The organism is Allobrachymonas wangyanguii, assembly GCF_045055315.1.
GTDB lineage: Bacteria > Pseudomonadota > Gammaproteobacteria > Burkholderiales > Burkholderiaceae_C > Brachymonas > Brachymonas wangyanguii.
The window spans coordinates 1,340,276-1,362,117 of the sequence record NZ_CP173677.1 but is presented as its reverse complement, the minus strand read 5'-3'; the positions used below and the strand labels follow the sequence as shown (position 1 = coordinate 1,362,117).

Genomic DNA, 21,842 nt, shown 5'->3' with positions numbered 1-21,842 from the left:
AGCTCCAATGACAACGGGACTCCGCTGGAGTCCCGTTGTGGTTTCAGGGCTTGCGCCCTTGGCCTTTGCTTAGTGCTTGGTCGCCTGGCGCTTGCTGCGCACCGGCTTCTTCGCCTTGGCCACCGGCACATCCGGCAGCTCCTCGTCGGCATCCGGGCCTTCTGCCGGCTCGGCACCGGGCAGTGGCTCCGGCTGGCGCTCCAGCGCAATCGCCAGCACCTGGTCGATCCACTTGACCGGCGTGATCTCCAGGCCTTGCTTCACGTTGTCCGGAATTTCCTGCAGGTCCTTCACGTTCTCCTCAGGGATGATGACCTGGCGGATACCGCCACGCAGGGCCGCCAGCAGCTTTTCCTTCAGGCCGCCGATGATGGTGACCTCGCCACGCAGCGTGATCTCGCCGGTCATGGCCACATCGCTGCGCACCGGGATGCCGGTCAGCGCCGAAATCAGCGCAGTCGTCATCGCCGCACCGGCGCTCGGACCGTCCTTGGGCGTGGCGCCATCGGGCACGTGGATGTGGATGTCCTTCTTCTCGAAGGCCTCGTCGGCAATGCCAAGCTGGCCGGCACGGCTGCGCACCACGGTACGCGCCGCTTCCACCGATTCCTTCATCACGTCGCCAAGCGAACCGGTACGCTGGATCACGCCCTTGCCCGGCATGATGGCGGTCTCGATCGTCAGCAGTTCGCCACCGACCTCGGTCCAGGCCAGGCCCACCACTTCACCCACCTTGTTGGCTTCGGACGCGCGACCAAAGCGGTGACGGCGCACGCCCAGGTAGTCGTTCAGCTTCTCGCCATCGACCGTGACCTTGCCCTCGACCTGCTTGAGCTGCACCTGCATCACCACCTTGCGGCAGATCTTGGCCAGTTCGCGTTCCAGGCCGCGCACGCCGGCTTCACGCGTGTAGTAGCGCACGATGTCGCGGATGGCCTCGTCAGCCACTTCCAGCTCGCTGTCCTTGACGCCGTTGTTCTCCATCTGCTTGGGCAGCAGGTAGCGGCGCGCGATATTGACCTTCTCGTCCTCGGTATAGCCGGACAGGCGGATCACTTCCATGCGGTCCAGCAGCGCAGCCGGGATCTTCATGGAGTTGGAAGTCGCCACGAACATCACGTCGCTCAGGTCAAAATCCAGCTCGACATAGTGGTCGTTGAAGGTGTGGTTCTGCTCCGGATCCAGCACTTCCAGCAGCGCGCTCGACGGATCACCACGGAAATCCGCGCCGAGCTTGTCGATTTCGTCCAGCAGGAACAGCGGGTTGCGCGTGCCGGCCTTGGTCAGGTTCTGCAGGATCTTGCCCGGCAGCGCGCCGATATAGGTACGGCGGTGGCCACGGATCTCGGCCTCGTCGCGCATGCCGCCCAGCGCCATGCGCACATACTTGCGGCCGGTCGCCTTGGCAATCGATTGTCCGAGCGAGGTCTTGCCCACGCCCGGCGGGCCCACCAGGCACAGGATCGGTGCCTTGATCTTGTCCACGCGCTGCTGCACCGCCAGGTATTCGACGATGCGTTCCTTGACGCGCTCCAGGCCGTAGTGGTCTTCGTCCAGGATGCGCTGCGCCTCGGCCAGGCTGGTCTTGATGCGGGTCTTCTTGCTCCAGGGCAGGTTGACCAGCACATCCAGGTAGTTGCGCGCCACGCCGGCCTCGGCCGACATCGGCGACATCAGCTTGAGCTTGCGCAGTTCGGATTCGGCCTTGGTCAGCGCAGCCTTGGGCATGCGTGCGGCACGGATCTTCTTTTCCAGCTCTTCCAGGTCGGCGCCCTCTTCGCCATCGCCCAGTTCCTTCTGGATCGCCTTGACCTGTTCGTTCAGGTAAAAGTCGCGCTGGCTCTTTTCCATCTGGCGCTTGACGCGGCCGCGGATGCGCTTGTCCATGTTCAGGATATCGAGCTCGTGCTCGATGCGCGCAAACAGGAACTCCAGGCGCTGCTGCACCGGGCCCTGATCCAGCACCTGCTGCTTGTTTTCCAGGCTCAGCGGCAAATGGGCGGCAATCGTATCGGCCAGGCGGCCCACTTCGTCGATGCCGGTGATGGAGGTCAGGATCTCCTGCGGCACCTTCTTGTTGAGCTTCACGAACTGGTCAAAGGACTGCATCAGCGCGCGACGCAGCGCCTCCTGTTCACGGCCAGCCTCCTCGGTGGCCGGCTTTTGCGTTTCATCGGCAGCCACCGGCAGCACCTTGGCGGTGAAATACTCGTCGCCTTCGGTCACGGATTCGATGCGTGCGCGCTGGCGGCCTTCCACCAGCACCTTGACGGTGCCGTCGGGCAGCTTCAGCAACTGCAGGATGGAGGCCACGCAGCCGGTCTCGAACATGTCCTCGATGGTCGGTTCATCGTCGGCGGCCGACTTCTGGGCCACCAGCATCACGGTGCGATCCGCTTCCATCGCGGTTTCCAGCGCCGCAATGCTCTTGGGGCGGCCCACGAACAGCGGGATCACCATATGCGGAAACACCACCACATCGCGCAGCGGCAGCATGGGCAGCTCGACGCTTTCGGGGGGCAGATAGGCAAAATCGGTCATGTAGGCGTACTCTCGTATTCTAGGTTCAGCTACCAGTTATGGGCGCTGTGCACGGATATTCAAGCATGGAATCCATGCAGCCTGCGCCTGGCGCAAAAAAAGCCCGCCGGCTGGCGGGCATCTGGCCTGAAAGCCTCAGGAGGCCTTCTTCTCGGCCTTGCGGTACACCAGCATCGGAGGCTTGCCTTCGGCCACCACCGAGTCGTCCACCACCACCTTCTCGACGTTGTCGAGGTCGGGCAGTTCGAACATGGTGTCCAGCAGCGCCTGCTCCATGATGGAGCGCAGGCCACGGGCGCCGGTCTTGCGCTCCATCGCCTTCTGCGCAATCGCCTTCAGCGCCGATTCGCTCACCTCCAGCTCCACGCCTTCCATCTGGAACAGCTGGCTGTACTGCTTCACGATCGCGTTCTTCGGCTGCGTCAGGATCTGCACCAGCGCGGCTTCATCCAGTTCGGCCAGCGCCGTCACCACCGGCAGGCGGCCGATCAGCTCGGGAATCAGGCCGTACTTGATCAGGTCTTCCGGCTCGATGCTCTGGAACATCTCGGTCAGGCTGCGGTTTTCCTTGCTGCGCACCTCGGCACCAAAACCGATGCCGGAGCCTTCGGTACGGCGCTCGATCACCTTTTCCAGGCCGGCAAAGGCACCGCCGCAGATGAACAGCATGTTGGTGGTATCGACCTGCAGGAAATCCTGGTTCGGGTGCTTGCGGCCGCCCTGCGGTGGAATGCTGGCACGCGTGCCTTCGATCAGCTTCAGCAGCGCCTGCTGCACGCCTTCGCCCGACACATCGCGCGTGATGGACGGGTTGTCGGACTTGCGCGAAATCTTGTCGATCTCGTCGATGTAGATGATGCCGCGCTGGGCACGCTCGACATCGTAATCGCAGCTCTGCAGCAGCTTGGTGATGATGTTCTCGACGTCCTCGCCCACGTAGCCGGCTTCGGTCAGCGTGGTGGCATCGGCCATGACGAAAGGCACGTCCAGCATGCGCGCCATGGTCTGCGCCAGCAGCGTCTTGCCGGAACCGGTCGGGCCAATCAGCAGGATGTTGCTCTTGCTCAGTTCGACCTGGTCCGTCGTGCCCTGCTTTTCCTGGTAGCGCAGGCGCTTGTAGTGGTTGTAGACCGCCACTGACAGCGTGCGCTTGGCCGCTTCCTGGCCAATCACGTAGTTGTCGAGGTTGTCCTTGAGTTCGGCCGGCGTCGGCAGGCGATCCGCCACCGGAGCGGCGTCGTCCAGGCTCGCGCTCTCGTGCAGGATTTCGGTGCACTGTTCGATGCACTCGTTGCAGATGAAGACGGAGCGGCCACCATGGCTGCCCGACACCATCTGCTTGACCTCATCCTGGCTCTTGCCGCAGAACGAGCAGTGCGTGGTCGTACCGGGCTTGTCTTTTGGGGTTGTCATGCAATCAGGCCATGCGATCAAGGTCGCAGGCAAATATCAGGGAAAAACAGGAAACCGCCAGACCTGCAGGCCCGGCGGTCATCATGGGACTCAGACCGCTTCGCCGCGCTGGCGGATCACCTGGTCCACCAGGCCGTAATCACGCGCTTCTTGCGCGGCCATGAAGTAGTCACGCTCGGTATCACGTTCGATCTTGTCCAGCGGCTGGCCGGTGTTGGTGGCCAGGATCTGGTTCAGCTCCTTGCGCAGGCGCAGGATCTCGCGCGCATGGATCTCGATGTCCGTGGCCTGGCCCTGGGCACCACCCAGCGGCTGGTGGATCATGACGCGCGAGTTGGGCAGGCAGAAGCGCTTGCCCTTGGCGCCGGACGACAGCAGGAAGGCGCCCATGCTGGCCGCCATGCCCATGCACAGCGTGGACACATCGGGCTTGATGAAGTTCATCGTGTCGTAGATCGCCATGCCGGCGCTGACCGAGCCACCGGGCGAGTTGATGTAGAAGGAAATATCCTTGTCCGGGTTTTCGCTTTCCAGGAACAGCAACTGGGCTACCACCAGGTTGGCGGTCTGGTCGTTCACCGGGCCGACCAGGAACACCACACGCTCCTTCAGCAGGCGGGAATAGATGTCATAGGAGCGCTCGCCACGGCCGGATTGCTCCACCACCATGGGGATCAGGCCCAGGGCCTGGGCGTCGAGTGCACTGTTGCGCGAAGTTTGCATGCGTAGGGCTCCAAAGGTTTCCGGCCGGCTTGGCACCAGCCTGACTGTCATACATTATGACGGGAATGATGCTGAATAAATAAGGCCTGGGCGGCAGACTGCAAGAGTCTGACCACACAGGCCTGTCGGTACGGCCGGAACTGCCGGCCGTTACGGCATCAGTCTCAGACCGGCTGGTCCATCAGCTCCTGGAAGCTGACCTTCTTGTCGCTGACCTTGGCCTTGCCCAGCACGAAGTCGGTCACGTTGGCTTCCGTCACCACGGCTTCGATCTCGGACATGCGCTGCTGGTCGTTCAGGTACCAGCGGGCCACTTCTTCCGGCTTCTCGTAGCTGGCAGACAGGTCGTCGATGTAGGCCTTGATCTGCTCGGGCGTGGCCATCAGGTTCTCGGCACGCACCAGTTCGGCCACGATCAGGCCCAGACGCACGCGGCGCTCGGCTTGCGGCTGGAACAGCTCGGCCGGCAGTTCGGCGTTGGCGGCATCCTTCATGCCACGCTGCACCAGGTCCTGGCGCGCAGCCTGGGCCATGGCGTTGACTTCGGCCTGGATGCTGGCCTTGGGCAGGTCCAGCTCGGCGCTGTTGATCAGCGCGTCCATCACGGCGTTCTTGTTGCGGGCCAGCAGGCGGTACTTGACTTCGCGCTCCAGGTTCTTGCGGATGTCGGCGCGCAGGCCTTCCACGGTCGCATCACCCACGCCCAGCTGCTTGGCAAACTCTTCGTTCACTTCGGGCATGTTGGCAGCTTCCAGCTTCTGCACCGTCACCAGGAAGTCGGCGGTCTTGCCAGCCACTTCCTTGCCATGGTAGTCCTCGGGGAAGGCCAGCGGGAACGTCTTGCTTTCGCCGATCTTCATGCCGCGCACGGCGTCTTCAAATTCAGCCAGCATCTGGCCTTCGCCGACCAGGTACTGGAAGCCTTCGGCCTTGCCGCCGGCAAAGGGTTCGCCGTCGATCTTGCCTTCGAAGTCCACGGTCACGCGGTCACCGTCCACCGCCGGCTCGTCCTTGCCACGCTGGGCAAAGGTGCGACGCTGCTTGCGCAGTATGTCGATGGTGCGGTCGATAGCTTCGTCGTCCACTTCGGCAGCGATCTTCTCGACTTCGGTAGCCGTAAGGTCGTTGATCTTGACTTCGGGGAACACTTCGAACACGGCCTCGAACAGCATCTCGCCTTCGGCAGCGCCATCCTTCTCGCTGATGGCCGGCTGGCCAGCCACGCGCAGTTCGGCTTCATTGGCGGCCTGGTAGAACGCCTGGCCGACCTTGTCGTTGATCACTTCATACTGCACGGCCGGGCCGTACTGGTTGGCCACCACGCTGACCGGCACCTTGCCCGGACGGAAGCCGTCCATCTTCACGGTGCGAGCCAGGCGCTGCAGGCGCTTGGTGACTTCGTCCTGCACGTCTTTCACGGGCAGGGACAGGGTGATCTTGCGCTCGAGCTTCTCGAGGGTTTCGACATTCACGGACATGGATATTTCCTTTGCTGGATAGAAGGCAGGCAGCGGCAGCGGAGGCCGGCCTGCAAACTTGAAAACTCTGGTGCGCGGGGGGGGACTCGAACCCCCACACCATTGCTGGCGTCAGGACCTAAACCTGGTGCGTCTACCAATTTCGCCACCCGCGCAGGTTCCGATGACGCAGCCATGACAACTGCACCACGTGAAACAGGTAATCAGTGATTTTAGCTTGCAATGACGGACAATTCACGCTCAAAGCCAGAATTCACGCAAAACACGATCGCACATGACCGCCCCACCCGCCCAGGCCCAGCCCGTCACCCACTACGAGAACTTTCCGGTGGCCAGCTGGCTGTGCCCGCCGGCGATCCGGCCGGCGGTGGCAGCGCTCTACCATTTTGCGCGAACAGCCGACGACATCGCCGACGAAGGCACGCAAACGGCCTCGCAGCGGTTGCAGGAGCTGGATCGCTATGGAAACGCACTGACGCTGGCGGCCGGCAGCACGCCCTACCCAGCCGATGCGTCATGGAGCGGCATCATGCAGCCGCTGCAAGGCGTGATCCGGCAATACCAGCTGCCAGTACCGCTGCTGCAGGACCTGCTGACGGCCTTCCGCCGCGATATCCACCACAGCGAACAGGCTGCCGTCTACGCCCGCCACGATGACTTGCTCGACTACGCACGCTATTCGGCCAACCCGGTCGGGCGCCTGATGCTGCACCTGTACGGTGTGCACGATGCCGAATCCCTGCAGCAGAGCGATGCCATCTGCACGGCGCTGCAACTCTACAACTTCTGGCAGGACATCTCGCTCGATGTGGCGCGTGGTCGCTACTACCTGCCGCAGGACCTGTGCCAGGCGCATGGCGTGGATCCGCGTCTGCCAGCGGCCAGTCCTGAACCCGCCATCCAGGTGCTGGCGGCAGACTTGCTGGATCGCGCCGATGCCCTGATGTGCGCCGGCCTGCCCTTGCCGGCGGCGGTCAGCCAACAGGCCGGCCGTTTGTCGGGCTGGGAGCTGCGCTTGGTGATGCAGGGCGGCTGGCGCATTGGCCGCAAGACGCGCGCGCTCGGCGGCCGCATTGCCCACCAGCGTCCGCGTATCAGCAAGGCCGATGCGCCGGCATTGCTCTGGGGCAGCCTGCGACATCGGCTGGCCTGAACCGGATTCATGCAGGAACATGGGACAATAGCGGCCACCATGTCTGACACCACCCCCGCCTCTCCGCAAGAGTACGTCCAGCAGAAGGCTGCCTCCTCCGGCAGCAGCTTCTACTATGCCTTCCTGTTCCTGCCGGCCGACCGGCGCGCCGCGATCGTGGCCTTCTACGCCTTCTGCCGTGAAATCGACGATGTGGTGGACGAGGTGCAGGATCCTGGCGTGGCCCAGGCCAAGCTGGCCTGGTGGCAGAACGAGGTGCGCCAGGCCTACGCCGGCCAGCCCACGCATCCGGTAATGCAGGCGCTGATGCCCTGGGCCCAGCCTTTCGGGATCGAACAGCGCCAACTGCTGGCGGTGATCGAGGGCTGCCAGATGGATCTGCAGCAGACACGCTATCTGGATTTTCCCGGCCTGCAGCGCTACTGCCATCTGGTCGCGGGCATCGTCGGTGAAGTGTCGGCACGCATCTTCGGTCAGAAAGACGAGCAGACCACGCAATATGCGCATGAGCTCGGCCTGGCGCTGCAGCTTACCAACATCATCCGCGACGTTGGCGAAGACGCCATGCGCGGCCGCATCTACCTGCCGATCAGCGAGCTGCAGCAGTTTGGCGTCAAGGCCAACACCATCCTCAAGCGCGAGTATTCGGAAGACTTCCAGCGCCTGATGCAATACCAGGCACAGCGCGCGCACCAGCACTACGACCGTGCGCTCGCCCTGCTGCCCACGGTGGACCGCCGCAGCCAGAAGCCCGGCCTGATGATGGCCAGCATCTACCGCACCTTGCTGCGCGAAATCGAACGTTCCAACTTCCAGGTGCTGCACCAGCGCATCAGCCTGACGCCACTGCGCAAGTTCTGGCTGGCCTGGAAAATACAGGCGCTCGGCGTGCGCAAGCTCTGAGCGGCATGCCTTCCGCGCCTGGCCATGTGGCCATTGTTGGTGCCGGCTGGGCCGGTTGCACGGCGGCGCTAGCAGCGCAGCAGCTCGGCTGGCGTGTCAGCCTGCTCGAAGCCGCGCGTGACCCGGGCGGCCGCGCGCGCAGCGTGGCCCTGAGCGATACCCTGACCATGGACAACGGTCAGCATATCCTGATCGGCGCCTATGCCAGCTGCCTGCAAATGATGCTGCAAGTCGGAGTCGATCCCAGCCAGGTGCTGCATCGTGAACCGCTGGATCTGCGCACACCGGATGGTCGTGGCCTGCGCATGCCGCCCGCCTCTGCCCTGCCCACCTGGGATGTGCTGCGTGCCATCTGGCAGGCGCAGGGCTGGAGCCTGGCAGCCAAACTCTCCCTGCTGCGCGTGGCGGCGCGCTGGCAACACCAGGGCTACCGTTGTGACAACAGCGCCAGCGTGCTGCAGGTCTGCCGTGGCCTGCATGCCGATATCCTGCAAGATCTGGTCACGCCGCTGTGCGTGTCGGCCTTCAATAGTCAGCCGGAACATACCAGCGGCCGGGTATTCCTGCGTGTGATCCACGACGCGCTGATGGCACAACGCGGAGGCTCGGACGCGTTGGTGGCACGCGTGCCGCTGGGCCAGGTGCTGCCGGAGCCCGCCGTGCGCTGGCTGCAAACCCAAGGCGCCGAGGTGCGGCTCGGCTGCCGGGTACAAGGACTGGAGCCGCTACAGGCCAATTCTCCCCATGCCGGCTGGCAGCTGCAACTCGACGATGGCAGCCAGTTGCAGGCTGATCGCGTCATCCTGGCGACACCGGCACCGGAAGCGGCGCGCCTGCTGCAACAGATACAGACAGTTTTTTGCGAGGTGCAGCACAGCCGTTACCAGCGCTGGATCGAGATGGCGAATCGGCTGCAGTGGATGCCGATTGCCACCACTTACGCCTGGTGCCCGCTAGACGATGCCGCACGCCTGCCGCGCATGCAAGCGCTGGCCGGCAGTCCGGCCCAGTTCGTGTTCAGCCATCCGGAACAGGATGGGATAGAAAACGGGCAGCGCCTGCTGGCCTTTGTCGCCAGCTGCAGCGAACTGCCGCGGGACGCCCATGAGCAGGCAACCCTGCAGCAAGCGCAGGCCGAACTCGGCCTGTCACGGCTGACGCTGATCCGCACGCTGGTGGACAAGCGCGCCACCTTTGTCTGCAGCGCCGACGTGCAGCGCCCACCAATGCAGATCCTGCCCGGCTTGCGTGCCTGTGGTGATTATGTCGAGGGCGATTACCCGGCCACGCTCGAAGGCGCGGTACGCAGCGGCCTGCAGGCCGCTCAGTCCTTGTCGGCGTAGGGGTTGTGCGAGGTCTTCATCTCGATACGCAGCGGCGTACCAGTCAAGTTGAAGATCTTGCGCAGACGGCCTTCCAGATAGCGCTTGTAGGCATCGGTGACGTGCTCGAGCGAGTTGCCGTGCACCACCACCACTGGCGGGTTCATACCGCCCTGGTGCGCATAGCGCAGCTTGGGACGGTACATGCCGGAACGCTTGGGTGCCTGGAACTGCACGGCCTCGTGAAGTGCACGCGTCAGCGCCGGCGTCGGCATCTTGCAGTTGGCTGCAGCATAGGCCTGGCCAATCGACTTCCACAGCGGGGCGATGCCCTGACGCTTGATCGCAGAAATATAGTGCAGTGCCGCGAACTTGAGGAAACCCAGACGGGTTTCGACCGAGCGCAGCACCAGCTCGCGCTGGTAGTCGTCGACCGCATCCCACTTGTTGATGGCGATCACCACGGCGCGGCCGGATTCCAGGATGTAGCCGGCAATGTGCGCGTCCTGGTCGGTCACGCCCTGCGTCGCATCCAGCAGCAAGAGCACCACGTTGGCCGATTCGATCGCCTGCAGCGTCTTCACCACCGAGAATTTCTCGATCGCCTCGAACACCTTGCCCTTGCGGCGCAGGCCAGCGGTATCGATCAGCTCGTAGGTCTGGCCATCACGCTCGAACGGCACGCTGATGGCATCACGCGTGGTACCCGGCAGGTCGAACGCCACCAGGCGCTCCTCACCGAGCCAGGTGTTGATCAGCGTGGACTTGCCGACGTTGGGACGGCCGGCCACGGCCAGCTTGATCGTCTTGTTCTCTTCGCCGGCCTCATCGTCGTCATCCGGCTCCGGAATGCCGATGCTGTCCAGCGCCAGATCGACCAGGCCACGAATGCCCTGGCCATGGGCTGCGGACACCGCGTGCACCTCGCCCAGGCCGAGCTCATAGAAATCGGTCAGCTGCTGGCCTTCCTTCATGCCCTCGGCCTTGTTGGCCGCGAGGATGGTGCTCTTGCCGAGGCGGCGCAGGTAGTTGGCAATGTCATGGTCCTGCGCCGACAGGCCTTCACGCGCGTCAACGACGAACACCACCACATCCGCTTCGGCCACGGCCTGTTGCGTCTGGCGAGCCATTTCGCGGAAGATGCTGCCGGTGCCGGCATCCGGCTCGAAACCGCCGGTATCGATGACGATGAACTCGCGACGGCCCTGGCGACCATTGCCGTAGTGGCGGTCACGCGTCAGGCCGGCAAAGTCGGCCACGATCGCATCACGCGACTTGGTCATGCGGTTGAACAGGGTGGACTTGCCCACATTGGGCCGCCCCACCAGGGCGATCACGGGTTTCATGTACGCCGTTTCCTTTTCTCAGAGTCCGCCTGAATCAGTTCAGGCGGATGCCGGTGACCGTGCCCTTCGAGGTCACGACCACCACAGTATGGCCAGCCAGTACCGGAGCGGCCTGGATGGCAGAACCATCGGTCGCAATGCGGTTGCGCAGGAGGCCGGTATTGCGGTCCAGGATGTGCACCATGCCGTCACCGTCACCCACCACCACCAGGTTGCCCACCAGCAGCGGCGCACTCAGGTTGCGGTAGCGCAGATTGCGGTTCTGCCAGAGCTGCTCGCCATTCTGGCGGTTCCAGGCTACGACGTCGCCGGTGCGATCGGTACCGATCACGATGCCGGCATCACCGGTCACGCCGGTGGAGCCATCGCTGGGCTGGGTCCAGACGGTGCTGCCATTGGTCATGTCCACGCAGCCCACAGCCGCCTGGAAGCTGCGTGCGCACAGGCTGGCATCGGCACGCGTCGCCGGCGCGATCACGTCGGCAATCGAGGCCACCTGGTGGATGCCGCGCGGGCTGGCCAGCACCATTTCCAGCATGCCGGTACCGTTATCGGGGTTGAACACCACCACGCGACCAGACACGCCAGCCAGTAGCATGCCGCCAGCCGGCATCAGCAGCGAGGATTGCTCCAGCACCATGCGATCGGCCGTATTGCCACGTGCGGTCTGCTGCCACAGGCGGTAGCCGTTGGCGGCATCGTAGGTGGTGATGCCACGGTCGGCCGTGAGCACGAACACGCGGCCACCTGCCACCAGCGGTGCGGTATAGGCCTGCGACGCCAGTCGCGTGCGCCAGACTTCCTGGCCATTGCGCAGCGCCACCAGCATGTTGTTGTCGACCACCACGGCGCTGGTCGTGCCGTCGGTACCGACACCGGCGCTCAGCGACTTGCCGGCCTGTGCCTGCCACAGGCTGGCACCAGTGCTGGCCTGCAGTGCCTGCACCTGGCCGTTGGAGCTGCCCAGCACCACCTGGTCGCCATCAGCGGCTACCAGCAGCGGGAACTGGACATTGCCGGCGAGCTTCTGCGTCCAGCTGGTCGCAGCCGCGACGCTGGCCGGGTTTTGCTGCAGCGGTGTCGGCTTGGGCGGCTTGTAGCTGGAACAGGCGCTCAGGGCTGCGCCCATCAACAGGGTGACCAGCCAGGTGGCCGTCTTGCGGGAAACCGTTGCTTGCATCATCCGTACTCCTTGTTGCGCGATTCTGAACCGGGAAAATCAGCTGGCACTGGCAGCGCTGGCTACAGCCGATGCGGCTGCAGGCGTGGCAGCAGCCGATGCCGCCGCACTGGCTGGCGCTGCCGCTATTGCCGGCGCCAGCGTGGCCAGATCCACGCCCAGCGAAGTCAGCTTGATGCCAACCATCTGCTGGTAGGCCGGGTCACCGTCGAGCGCACGATAGGCCTTGGTATAGGCCTCGATCGCCTGCGGCGGCTGGTTCTGCAGCGCATGGATATCGCCCGTCAGGTCGTCCACCAGGGCGGCGTAGCTGGCATCGACCTGCTGCAGCTGCTGCTGTGCCTGGTCAAACTGCTTCTGTTCCACCATCTGCTGTGCCAGCTGCAGGCGCGCCAAGCCTTGCAGGCCCTTGTCTGCGCCCTTTTCGGCCGCCACGGTCAGGGCGGCGCGGCTCTGGTCGGCCTGCCCTTTCTCGTGGAACACGCGTGCCGCCAGCAGCGCAGCATGTTGCGCATAGGTGGTGGACGCAAAGTCGTCCTGCATCAGTTTCAGGCTGTTGGCCAGCTTGGCCACATCGCCAGCGTCGGCATCAGCCTGCACCTGGTCGTACAAAGCGGAGGCCTTCACGGCCTGGTTGGATTCGTACCACTGGTAGCCGCGCCAGCTGGCAAAGCCCAGCAGCCCCACCACCACCACGGTGGTGATCAGCGTGCCCCACTTCTCCCAGAAGTGCTTGAGCTTGTCGAGTTGTTCCTGTTCTTGGAGGTCGAGATTCTGAATCGCCATGCTTGTTCCGTTGCTGTCCTGCGCGCTGGCAGGCTCGATTTAATCTTGTGATTGTAGGCTGTTCGCCCAGTCTGCCAGCTCTGCCAGCGGTTTTTTGACCTGCTCGCCGGCGCCATCGCGCAGCTGCTTGATCGTCACACAGCCCTCGGCCACTTCGTCGGCACCAAACACCAGGGCAAAGCGGGCACCGCTGGCATCGGCCTTCTTGAACTGCGACTTGAAGCTGCCCATGTCACCACCAGGCGTGGCGTGCATCTGCACCCGGACGCCAGCCTGGCGCAGCTGCTGCAGCGCATGCATGGCCACCGGCAGCGACTGCATGTCGGGAATGACGGCATAGGCGTCGGGCACCGGCAGCTCGGGCAGCAGCTCCTGCTCCTTCAGCAGTTCCAGCACGCGCTCCACGCCCATGGCCCAACCGACGCCCGGTGCCGGCTTGCCGCCCACCTGTTCGATCAGGCCATCATAACGGCCGCCGGCACAGATGGTGCCCTGCGCGCCCAGGCTCTCGGTGATGAACTCGAACACGGTCAGGTTGTAGTAATCGAGGCCGCGCACCAGTCGCGGGTTGATGGTGAACGCCACGTCATGCGCACGCAGGATCTGCTGCAGCGTCTCGAAGGCCTGCAGCGAGGCTTCGCCGAGGAAGTCGAGCAGCTTCGGCGCGCTTTCCACCACCTCTTTCATGGCCGAGTTCTTGGTATCCAGGATGCGCAGCGGGTTGCTGTACAGGCGGCGCTTGCCGTCGTCGTCCAGCAGCTCCTGGTGTGCCTCGAAGTGTTTGATCAGCGCTTCGCGGTGTGCCTTGCGCTCGTCCGGCTGGCCCAGGCTGTTGATTTCCAGGCGCACATCGCGCACGCCCAGCAGCTGCCACAGGCTGTGTGCCAGCAGGATCAGTTCGGCATCGACATGGGCGCCGGAAAAGCCCAGCGCCTCGGCGCCCACCTGGTGGAACTGGCGATAGCGGCCACGCTGAGGACGCTCGTGGCGGAACATCGGGCCCATGTAGTAGAGGCGCTTGCCGCCTTCGTACAGCAGGTTGTGCTCGGCTACGGCGCGCACCACGCCGGCGGTATTTTCCGGGCGCAGTGTCAGCGCCTCGCCATTCAGGCGGTCTTCAAAGGAATACATTTCCTTCTCGACCACATCGGTCACTTCGCCCAGGCTGCGCACGAACAGGCCGGTCGGCTCGACGATGGGGGTGCGGATATTGCGATAGGCAAAGCGCGCCATGACCTCGCGCACCTGGCTCTCCAGCCATTCCCAGTGCGCGGAATGCGGCGGCAGGATGTCGTTCATGCCCTTGATCGCGGTAATTTTCTGTGCCATGAAATTGTTGTCGGATACTTGAAACACAAGGCCCGCCAGGCGGGCCAGGAAAGGCGTCAGGCAGGGTTGCCGTAACGCCGTTCGATATAGGAAGTCACCAGTTGCTGGAACTCGGTGGCGATGCCTTCGCCACGCAGCGTGAGGGCTTTTTCGCCATCGATGAATACCGGAGCGGCCGGCGCCTCACCAGTACCGGGCAGGCTGATGCCGATATCGGCATGTTTGCTTTCGCCCGGGCCGTTGACGATGCAGCCCATCACGGCCACTTTCATCGTTTCCACGCCGGGATACTGCTCACGCCAGACCGGCATCTGCGCACGCAGGAAGTCATCGATCTGCTTGGCCAGCTCCTGGAAGGTGCTACTGGTGGTGCGGCCACAACCCGGGCAGGCGGTGACACTGGGTACAAAAGTGCGCAGGCCGAGCGACTGCAGGATCTCGGAGGCGATCACCACCTCCTGCGTGCGGGCCTCGCCCGGCTGCGGCGTGAGCGAAACGCGGATGGTATCGCCGATACCTTCCTGCAGCAGGATGGACAGCGCCGTGGCCGACGCCACGGTACCCTTCACGCCCATGCCGGCCTCGGTCAGGCCCAGGTGCAGCGGGTAGTTGCAGCGCTGGCTCAGGGCGCGGTAGACGGCGATCAGGTCCTGCACACCGCTGACCTTGCAGGACAGCAGGATCTGCGAACGTGCCATGCCCATTTCCACGGCACGCTCGGCCGAGTTGATGGCCGAGGCCATCAGCGCCTCGTACATGACCTGCTGGCCACTCCAGGGCTCGGCACGCTGGCTGTTGAGGTCCATCATGTCGGCCAGCAGTTCCTGATCCAGGCTGCCCCAGTTGACGCCGATACGCACCGGCTTGTCCCAGCGCATGGCGGCCTCGATCATCTGGCCGAACTGGCGATCCTTCTTGTCGCCCTTGCCGACGTTGCCCGGGTTGATGCGGTACTTGGACAACGCCTGGGCGCAGTCCGGAAACTCGGTCAGCAGGCGGTGGCCGTTGTAGTGGAAGTCGCCGATCAACGGCACGTTCACCCCCATGCGGTCCAGCTGTTCACGCACGTAGGGCACGGCCTGGGCTGCCTCCGGGGTGTTGACGGTGATGCGCACGAGTTCGGAGCCAGCCTGCGCGAGCTCCTTGACCTGGATCGCGGTGCCGACGGCATCGACGGTATCGGTATTGGTCATGGACTGCACGCGCACTGGCGCGTCGCCGCCAATCGTTACCACATGGTCGCCATGGCGCACCTGCGCCTGCAGCGTGCGGGCACGCTGCGGTACGGATACCGGAACGGGAGTGGTCTGGGATTCCATCTGCGGACTCCTTACTGAATCTGGAAGCGCGCCACGCCGGTACGCGCCACACCGGCCAGATCAAATGTCTGGCCACGGTCCAGCAGCTGCTGGATGTTTTCGGCACGGCCGATCGTCACGCGGATCGGGTAGGTATCGACCGGTACGGTCTGCTCTTCACCGGCAGCCAGCGTGCGCTCGAATACGGTACGGTTGTTCTGGTTGCGGACCTGCACCCAGGTTTCACCGCTGGCGCGGAACACCAGGCCGGTGCTGCTGCTGACAACCGGAGCCGATGCCGCAGCGCTGGCCGGCGTCAGGGTGGTGCCAACGGCGGCGGCCGGCTGCAGAGTCGTGGCAGCCGGTGCTGCGGCAGATGCCGGAGCCAGCGTCGGAGCCGGCGCCAGAGTGGTGGCTGCTGCCGGAGCCGGAGCCAATTGGCCGACGGCTGCCGGAGCAGCTTCGGCCGCACTGGCCGGGGCGCTGGCCGCTTCGACACTGGTGCCCTCCCATTTGGCCGAGAAAGTCGGCAGCAGGAACAGCAGCACGGCACCAATCGCCAGCGCTGCCACGGCGGCTATCGCCCACAGCGGCAGGCCCATGCCCGCGCGCATGCCCGCGCCAAAGCGGGAATTGCTGATCGGGGCATTGATCGATTCGTCATCGGTGTGGATATGCGGCTTGTCGGACGGCATGCGTGCCAGTACCGGTTGCGCCTCCACGCCCAGGAATCGACAGATATTGGCCGCCAGCCCGCGCGCAAAGAACACACCCGGCATGTTGGACAGGTCATCGTTTTCCAGTTCCAGGATACGCTGCGGCGGCACCTTCATGGTCGTGGCCAGCACCTCCACTTCCACGCCGGCCTGTTCACGCGCGCTGCGCAGCATCTTGCCGGGGCTGAGGGTCTCATCCAGTCGGATCCGGGGCTTGTCTTCGGATCCGGTTGCAATGGACTCATTCTGTACGTCAGTCATTCCTGGGCTCTTGGGAGTTGGAGGTGGATGGGGTGGCTGCGCAATGCGCAAGTGCCTGTCGGGTACGGGCTTGCGCGCTTGGTGGCTGCAAGGCCAGGGCCGAGGCGAACAGGCGTCCGGCTTCGGCGCCCTGCTGCCGCTCGCACAGCAGCACGGCCAGGTTGTGCATGATGCCGGCATCCTGCGGCGCCAGCTGCAAGGCGTGGCGCAGGCTGCGCTCGGCCAGTTCGCCCTGGCCTTGCTGTTGCAGCGCCAAGCCCTGCAGGTGCCAGGCCTGCGGCTGGGCCGGATCGGCCTGCAGCACGGTATCGATTTCCTGGCGGGCAATATCGGGCTGGCCCTGTTCCAGATAGGCCGCAGCCAGCTGCAGATGCGCCTGCAGGCGCTGCGCCGGCGTGGCGGCAGCTTCCTGGAACATGGACGGCGGCGTGCTGCTACAGGCTGCCAGCAGCAGCGTCAGCATCAGGCCTGCCAGTGTCCTGAACAGGCCGGTTTCAGTCATCCTGAGCCCCCGGTGCCGGTGCCGCCTGGATATCGGCCATGCGCTGCAGCACGATGCGACGCTCCACGCGCGTGCGGTCCTGCACATCGCCGGCGAGCTGGCCGCAGGCGGCATCGATATCGTCACCGCGCGTCTTGCGCACCGTGGTGACAATGCCGGCGTCGTTCAGCATGCGGCCAAACTCCAGCACCACCGATTGCGGCGAGCGCTTCAGGCCAGATTCGGGGAAGGGATTGAATGGAATCAGGTTGAACTTGCACCAGGCACCCTTGCCCGATTTCCGTACCAGATCGATCAGCTGGTGCGCATGCTCGGGTTGGTCGTTGACGCCATCGAGCATGCAGTACTCAAAGGTGATGAAGTCGCGCGGGGCGAACTCCAGATAGTGCTGGCAGGACTGCATCAGCTCGGCCAGCGGGTATTTGCGGTTGAGCGGCACCAGGTGGTCGCGGAGCGCATCATTGGGCGCGTGCAGCGATACGGCCAGCGCCACTGGGCAATCCTGCGACAGGCGGTCCATCATGGGCACCACGCCCGAGGTGGACACGGTGACGCGGCGGCGCGACAAGCCATAGCCGTGGTCATCGAGCATGGTGCGCAGCGCCGGCACCAGCGCCGAGTAGTTCTGCAGCGGCTCGCCCATGCCCATCATCACCACGTTGGAGATGACGCGCTCGTCGGTGTTCAGGTGCTTGCGCAGGAAATGTTCGGCAAACCACAGCTGTGCCGTGATTTCGCCGGTAGTGAGGTTGCGGCTGAATCCCTGGTGACCGGTGGAGCAGAAACGGCAGCCTACGGCACAGCCGGCCTGCGAGGAGATGCACAGCGTGCCACGGTCGGTTTCGGGGATGAAGACGGTCTCGACGGCATTGCCGCCGCCAACGTCGAACAGCCACTTGATGGTGCCGTCCGCAGACATCTGCTGCGTCAGCACCTGCAAGGGGGTGATGGTGGCCTGTCCTGCCAGCTTTTCACGCAAGCTCTTGGCCAGGTCACTCATCAGGGAAAAGTCGGAGACACCCTTCTGGTGAATCCAGCGGAACAGCTGGGTTGCGCGGAAGCGCTTCTCGCCCAGCTGGCCGCACCACGCCACCAGGCCTTCCAGATCGAAGTCGAGCAGATTGGTGGTGGTCATGGCGATGTCCTCTCTCCGTGGATTAACGGGAGTAGACGTTCATGCCCGGGAAGAAGAAAGCCACTTCCACGGCAGCCGTTTCAGCAGCGTCAGAGCCGTGCACGGCGTTGGCGTCGATGCTGTCAGCGAAGTCGGCGCGGATGGTGCCCTTGTCGGCCTTCTTCGGGTCGGTAGCGCCCATCAGGTCACGGTTCTTCAGGATGGCGCCTTCGCCTTCCAGGCACTGCACCATCACGGGGCCGGAGATCATGAAATCGACCAGGTCCTTGAAGAAGGGACGCTCCTTGTGCACGGCGTAGAAAGCCTCGGCTTCGTTACGGGACAGGTGCATCATGCGGGCAGCGATGACCTTCAGGCCGGCAGCCTCGAAGCGGGCGTAGATCTGGCCGATCACGTTCTTGGCAACTGCGTCGGGCTTGATGATGGAGAGGGTGCGTTCGATAGCCATGTGTATTCCTGATAGTAGGGAGAATGAAATCCGGGGCGGCCGGGTTGGCCGGCAGGATGGATTGCGCAGTCAGCCCATGCGGCCAGCTGCACAACCCCGGGATTTTACCTGCTTGCCATGGCATTCGCGGGAACAGGCCATGGCAGCTGCGACTTACTTGCGACGGCGCGGCTTGCCGGACGGGCCATTGCCCTGCCCCATCCAGTTGGCCGGGGCACTGCGGCCACCGCCACCGGTCGGGCGCTTGGCGCGGGTTTCCGGCTTGCGACCATCCAGATAACCGAACGAGGTCTGCATCGGATCGGGCTGGCTGGAGGCGCGCGGCGCGGCACGACCCGGGCCGGACTTGGCGCGCTTGCTGGCGGCGGCACCCGGGCGGTCCGGGTTGCGACGGCGCACGCCCTGCTCCTGGCGGCGCAGCTGTTCCAGGTCCACGCTTTCCTTCAGGCCGACTTCGGCCATCAGGTTCTTCACCTCACGCTCGGGCAGTTCCATCCAGACGCCACGGCGCAGGAAGCGCGGCAGGCTCATCATGCCGTAGCGGATGCGGATCAGGCGGCTCACGGCGTGACCGACTGCCTCGAACATGCGACGCACCTCGCGGTTGCGGCCTTCGGAAATCGTCACGCGGTACCAGCAGTTGGCACCTTCGCCACCGCCCTCCTCGATACTGCCGAACTGGGCCGGGCCGTCATCAAGTTGCACACCGTCGAGCAGGCGCTGCTTTTCCTCGTCGGACAGGGCACCGAGCACGCGCACCGCGTACTCGCGCTGCAGGCCAAAGCGCGGGTGCATCAGCTGGTTGGCCAGCGCGCCGGAGTTGGTGATCAGCAACAAGCCTTCGGTGTTCAGGTCCAGACGGCCGACCGACTGCCACTTGCCCTGCGGCAGGCGCGGCAGCTTGCGGAACACGGTCGGGCGGTTCTGCGGGTCGTCATGCGTGACCAGCTCGCCGACCGGCTTGTGGTAGGCGATCACGCGCGTCGGCGGCGGTGCAATGCGCAGGCGTACCGGCTTGCCGTTGATCTTGACCACGTCGCCAAACTGGATGCGTTGGCCGACGTGGGCCGGCTCGTTGTTCACCGAAATGCGGCCCTCGGTGATCATCTGCTCCATTTCCAGGCGTGATCCCAGGCCAGCCTGGGCCAGCACCTTGTGCAGCTTGGGGGCATCAGGCTGCGGCAGGAGCACGCGCTTGGCGGGCACCTCGGCGGCGTCAGCCGGCTCATCGCCGTCAAACTCGCCTGCGACTACCGCGGCAAACAGGTCCTCGTCCGGCACGATGGTGTCGTCTTCGACAGCCGGCGCCGGCTGGCGCGGGCGGCGTGGTGCCTCCGTCGCCGGCTTGCGTGGCGCGCGGCTGCGCGGCTGGCTGGCGGGCTTGCGGCTGCGCGGACGCGGCGTGCTGCTGCCTTCGTCAGACGGCTGCTGGTCGGAATCGTGATCAGGATGGGATGACATAGGAGTACCTGCAAGGTAGCCGGCGGCTGCGCCGGCAGGAAAACGTGTGAGCCGGCAGCGTGCCGGATCAGGAATGCGATGGGGTATCGTCGGTATCGGAAGTGTCAGCAGCACCGGATGCCTCTCCCGAGGTGTCCGCAACCGCTGGTGCCGTGTTGGCAACACCCGTATTGTCCGCTTCTGTGGCCGCGGAATCAAGCGCCGGCTGCGGCGCGATGTCGAGTTCCGGCTGATCGGCGTCCGGCGTGCCCTCTTGCACAGACGGCGATTCCAGGCTGGCGAGCTGCTCCAGCAAGGCGTCCTGGTCGGCATCTTCCAGTACCGGCAGCTGATCCAGCGCCGACAGGCCGAGATCATCCAGGAACTGGCGCGTGGTCGCCAGCAACGCCGGACGGCCGATGGTGTCGCGATAGCCAATGGTCTCGATCCAGCCGCGGTCTTCCAGCTGCTTGATCAGCTGCGAGTTGACCGTGACGCCGCGGATGTCCTCGATATCGCCACGCGTAACCGGCTGGCGGTAAGCGATGATGGCCAGCGTTTCCAGCGTGGCGCGGGTGTAGCGCGGCGGTTTTTCCGGATGCAGCCGATCCAGGTAGTCACGCATCTCCGGCCGACTCTGGAAGCGCCAGCCGGTGGACACGCAGCACAGCTCCATGCCGCCCTGCTCCCAGCTCTGGCCAATCTCGTGCAGCAGCTGTCGAATCGTATCGGGCGCAATCGCATCGTCAAACAGCTGGCGCATGTCGCGCAGCGTCAGCGGCTGCTGGGCACACAGCAGCGCTGTTTCAAGAATGCGACGGGCCTGGAAAGCGTTCATGCCAACACACAAGGAATGGAAAAAATCATGCCAGCGCCTGCAATACCTGCTGCAGGTCCGCCGGCAAGGGCGCCTCGCATTGTATCGGTTGCTGCGTCAGCGGGTGCTGCAGCGACAGGCGGAAGGCGTGCAAGGCCTGACGCTGCAGCCCGGCAACCGGCTTGCCGCCATAAATGGCATCGGCCAGCAAGGGATGGCCCAGGTGCTGCATGTGCACGCGGATCTGGTGCGTGCGGCCGGTATGCAGCGTGGCCTGCACATGGCAGACCGGCTGACCATCCAGCGTACCCTGTCGCAGCAGGCGGAAATCGGTACGCGCCGGCTTGCCGGCCTGATGCGCCAGATCCACCACCGCCATGCGCAGACGGTTGCGCACATCGCGCCCGATGGCGGCATCGACCTCGGTCACGCCGCTGGTCGCCTCGCGCCAGACGCCGTGCGCCAGTGCCTGGTACTCGCGGTGCACCTCGCGTGCCGCAATCTGGCGCACCAGCCCGTCCATGGCGGCACGATCACGCGCCACCACCATCAGGCCGCTGGTATCCTTGTCCAGTCGATGCACGATGCCGGCGCGCGGCAGCATGCGCGATTCCGGGTAATGGTGCAGCAGCGCGTTCAGCAGCGTGCCGCTCCAGTTGCCAGCCGCCGGATGCACCACCAGTCCGGCCGGCTTGTGCACGATGGCCAAGTGCGCGTCTTCGTAGACGATGTCGAGCGGAATATCCTGCGGCACGAAGGCCTGCGATTGCGCTGTAGGACGCAGCTCCAGCTCCAGCCGGTCGCCCACACGCAATTTGGTCGCCGCCTTGGTGCAGGGCTGGCCGAGGCGCCGCAGCAGGCCCTGCTCGATCAGCTGCTGCAGGTAGCTGCGCGAAAACTCCGGCACCTGCTCGGCCAGATAGCGATCCAGCCGCATGCCGTTGCCGGCGATCTCCACCTGCAGCACACGCAGTTCGGCTTCGGCCTCGGTATCGGCCTGCGCTTCGTCTGCGCCTGGCTGCTCATCATCGTCTGTGGCTTGCACTTGCAT

General features: G+C 64.6%; 19 protein-coding genes and 1 tRNA gene. 3 read left to right on the top strand and 17 right to left on the bottom strand.

What is annotated here, in order from left to right:
- Positions 1-69: 69 nt before the first annotated feature.
- From lon to ACI3EV_RS06545, 5 genes are all read right to left on the bottom strand, one after another.
- Positions 70-2,541, bottom strand: a complete 2,472-nt coding sequence (gene lon / locus ACI3EV_RS06565; protein WP_337691138.1) for an endopeptidase La — start codon at positions 2,539-2,541, stop codon at positions 70-72.
- Positions 2,542-2,676: 135 nt separating this feature from the next.
- On the bottom strand, positions 2,677-3,954 hold the full coding sequence (clpX, locus tag ACI3EV_RS06560) for an ATP-dependent Clp protease ATP-binding subunit ClpX (protein ID WP_337691137.1): 1,278 nt from the start codon (positions 3,952-3,954) through the stop codon (positions 2,677-2,679).
- Between the two features lie 90 nt (positions 3,955-4,044).
- On the bottom strand, positions 4,045-4,677 hold the full coding sequence (gene clpP, locus ACI3EV_RS06555) for an ATP-dependent Clp endopeptidase proteolytic subunit ClpP (protein ID WP_329771103.1): 633 nt from the start codon (positions 4,675-4,677) through the stop codon (positions 4,045-4,047).
- A 164-nt stretch (positions 4,678-4,841) separates the two neighbouring features.
- Positions 4,842-6,155, bottom strand: coding sequence for a trigger factor (gene tig, locus ACI3EV_RS06550; RefSeq protein WP_329771104.1), 1,314 nt, complete (start codon positions 6,153-6,155; stop codon positions 4,842-4,844).
- Between the two features lie 68 nt (positions 6,156-6,223).
- Positions 6,224-6,310, bottom strand: a tRNA-Leu gene (locus ACI3EV_RS06545).
- Between the two features lie 119 nt (positions 6,311-6,429).
- Here ACI3EV_RS06545 and hpnC point away from each other — a divergent pair.
- Genes hpnC through hpnE form a run of 3 tightly spaced genes read left to right on the top strand, consistent with a single transcriptional unit; the run spans position 6,430 to position 9,554 of the window.
- A complete protein-coding gene (gene hpnC, locus ACI3EV_RS06540) occupies positions 6,430-7,308 on the top strand; it encodes a squalene synthase HpnC (RefSeq protein WP_329771176.1) in 879 nt (292 codons plus the stop codon).
- 39 nt (positions 7,309-7,347) lie between these two features.
- A complete protein-coding gene (gene hpnD, locus ACI3EV_RS06535; RefSeq protein WP_337691133.1) occupies positions 7,348-8,211 on the top strand; it encodes a presqualene diphosphate synthase HpnD in 864 nt (287 codons plus the stop codon).
- Positions 8,212-8,216: 5 nt separating this feature from the next.
- Positions 8,217-9,554: a hydroxysqualene dehydroxylase HpnE gene (gene hpnE / locus ACI3EV_RS06530; protein ID WP_337691132.1), complete on the top strand. Its 1,338-nt coding sequence runs from the start codon at positions 8,217-8,219 to the stop codon at positions 9,552-9,554.
- Here hpnE and der read toward each other — a convergent pair.
- From der to ACI3EV_RS06470, 12 genes are all read right to left on the bottom strand, one after another.
- Positions 9,536-10,879, bottom strand: a complete 1,344-nt coding sequence (gene der, locus ACI3EV_RS06525) for a ribosome biogenesis GTPase Der (protein ID WP_329771180.1) — start codon at positions 10,877-10,879, stop codon at positions 9,536-9,538. The two genes, hpnE and der, sit on opposite strands and share 19 nt — an antisense overlap.
- 34 nt (positions 10,880-10,913) lie before the next feature.
- Entirely contained in the window at positions 10,914-12,062 is a 1,149-nt protein-coding gene (gene bamB / locus ACI3EV_RS06520; RefSeq protein WP_329771182.1) for an outer membrane protein assembly factor BamB, read from the bottom strand.
- A gap of 36 nt (positions 12,063-12,098) precedes the next feature.
- The gene (locus ACI3EV_RS06515) at positions 12,099-12,845 is read right to left on the bottom strand and encodes a tetratricopeptide repeat protein (protein ID WP_337691128.1); all 747 of its coding nucleotides are present in this window, start codon (positions 12,843-12,845) and stop codon (positions 12,099-12,101) included.
- Between the two features lie 39 nt (positions 12,846-12,884).
- The gene (gene hisS, locus ACI3EV_RS06510; protein ID WP_329771184.1) at positions 12,885-14,174 is read right to left on the bottom strand and encodes a histidine--tRNA ligase; all 1,290 of its coding nucleotides are present in this window, start codon (positions 14,172-14,174) and stop codon (positions 12,885-12,887) included.
- A gap of 56 nt (positions 14,175-14,230) precedes the next feature.
- Entirely contained in the window at positions 14,231-15,493 is a 1,263-nt protein-coding gene (ispG, locus tag ACI3EV_RS06505) for a flavodoxin-dependent (E)-4-hydroxy-3-methylbut-2-enyl-diphosphate synthase (RefSeq protein ID WP_337691126.1), read from the bottom strand.
- A gap of 11 nt (positions 15,494-15,504) precedes the next feature.
- A complete protein-coding gene (locus ACI3EV_RS06500) occupies positions 15,505-16,449 on the bottom strand; it encodes a helix-turn-helix domain-containing protein (RefSeq protein ID WP_329771186.1) in 945 nt (314 codons plus the stop codon).
- Positions 16,442-16,951 carry a tetratricopeptide repeat protein gene (locus ACI3EV_RS06495; RefSeq protein WP_329771188.1) on the bottom strand — a complete coding sequence of 170 codons (510 nt, stop codon included), beginning with the start codon at positions 16,949-16,951 and terminating at the stop codon, positions 16,442-16,444. The genes ACI3EV_RS06500 and ACI3EV_RS06495 overlap by 8 nt, the downstream gene beginning before the upstream one ends.
- Entirely contained in the window at positions 16,944-18,086 is a 1,143-nt protein-coding gene (gene rlmN, locus ACI3EV_RS06490; protein ID WP_337691122.1) for a 23S rRNA (adenine(2503)-C(2))-methyltransferase RlmN, read from the bottom strand. The genes ACI3EV_RS06495 and rlmN overlap by 8 nt, the downstream gene beginning before the upstream one ends.
- Before the next feature lie 22 nt (positions 18,087-18,108).
- The gene (gene ndk, locus ACI3EV_RS06485) at positions 18,109-18,534 is read right to left on the bottom strand and encodes a nucleoside-diphosphate kinase (RefSeq protein WP_018715505.1); all 426 of its coding nucleotides are present in this window, start codon (positions 18,532-18,534) and stop codon (positions 18,109-18,111) included.
- Positions 18,535-18,687: 153 nt separating this feature from the next.
- The gene (locus tag ACI3EV_RS06480) at positions 18,688-19,995 is read right to left on the bottom strand and encodes a pseudouridine synthase (protein WP_329771192.1); all 1,308 of its coding nucleotides are present in this window, start codon (positions 19,993-19,995) and stop codon (positions 18,688-18,690) included.
- Positions 19,996-20,062: 67 nt separating this feature from the next.
- Complete coding sequence (gene scpB / locus ACI3EV_RS06475) at positions 20,063-20,812, bottom strand: SMC-Scp complex subunit ScpB (protein WP_337691119.1); 750 nt, start codon at positions 20,810-20,812, stop codon at positions 20,063-20,065.
- 25 nt (positions 20,813-20,837) lie between these two features.
- On the bottom strand, positions 20,838-21,842 hold the full coding sequence (locus ACI3EV_RS06470; protein ID WP_337691117.1) for an RluA family pseudouridine synthase: 1,005 nt from the start codon (positions 21,840-21,842) through the stop codon (positions 20,838-20,840).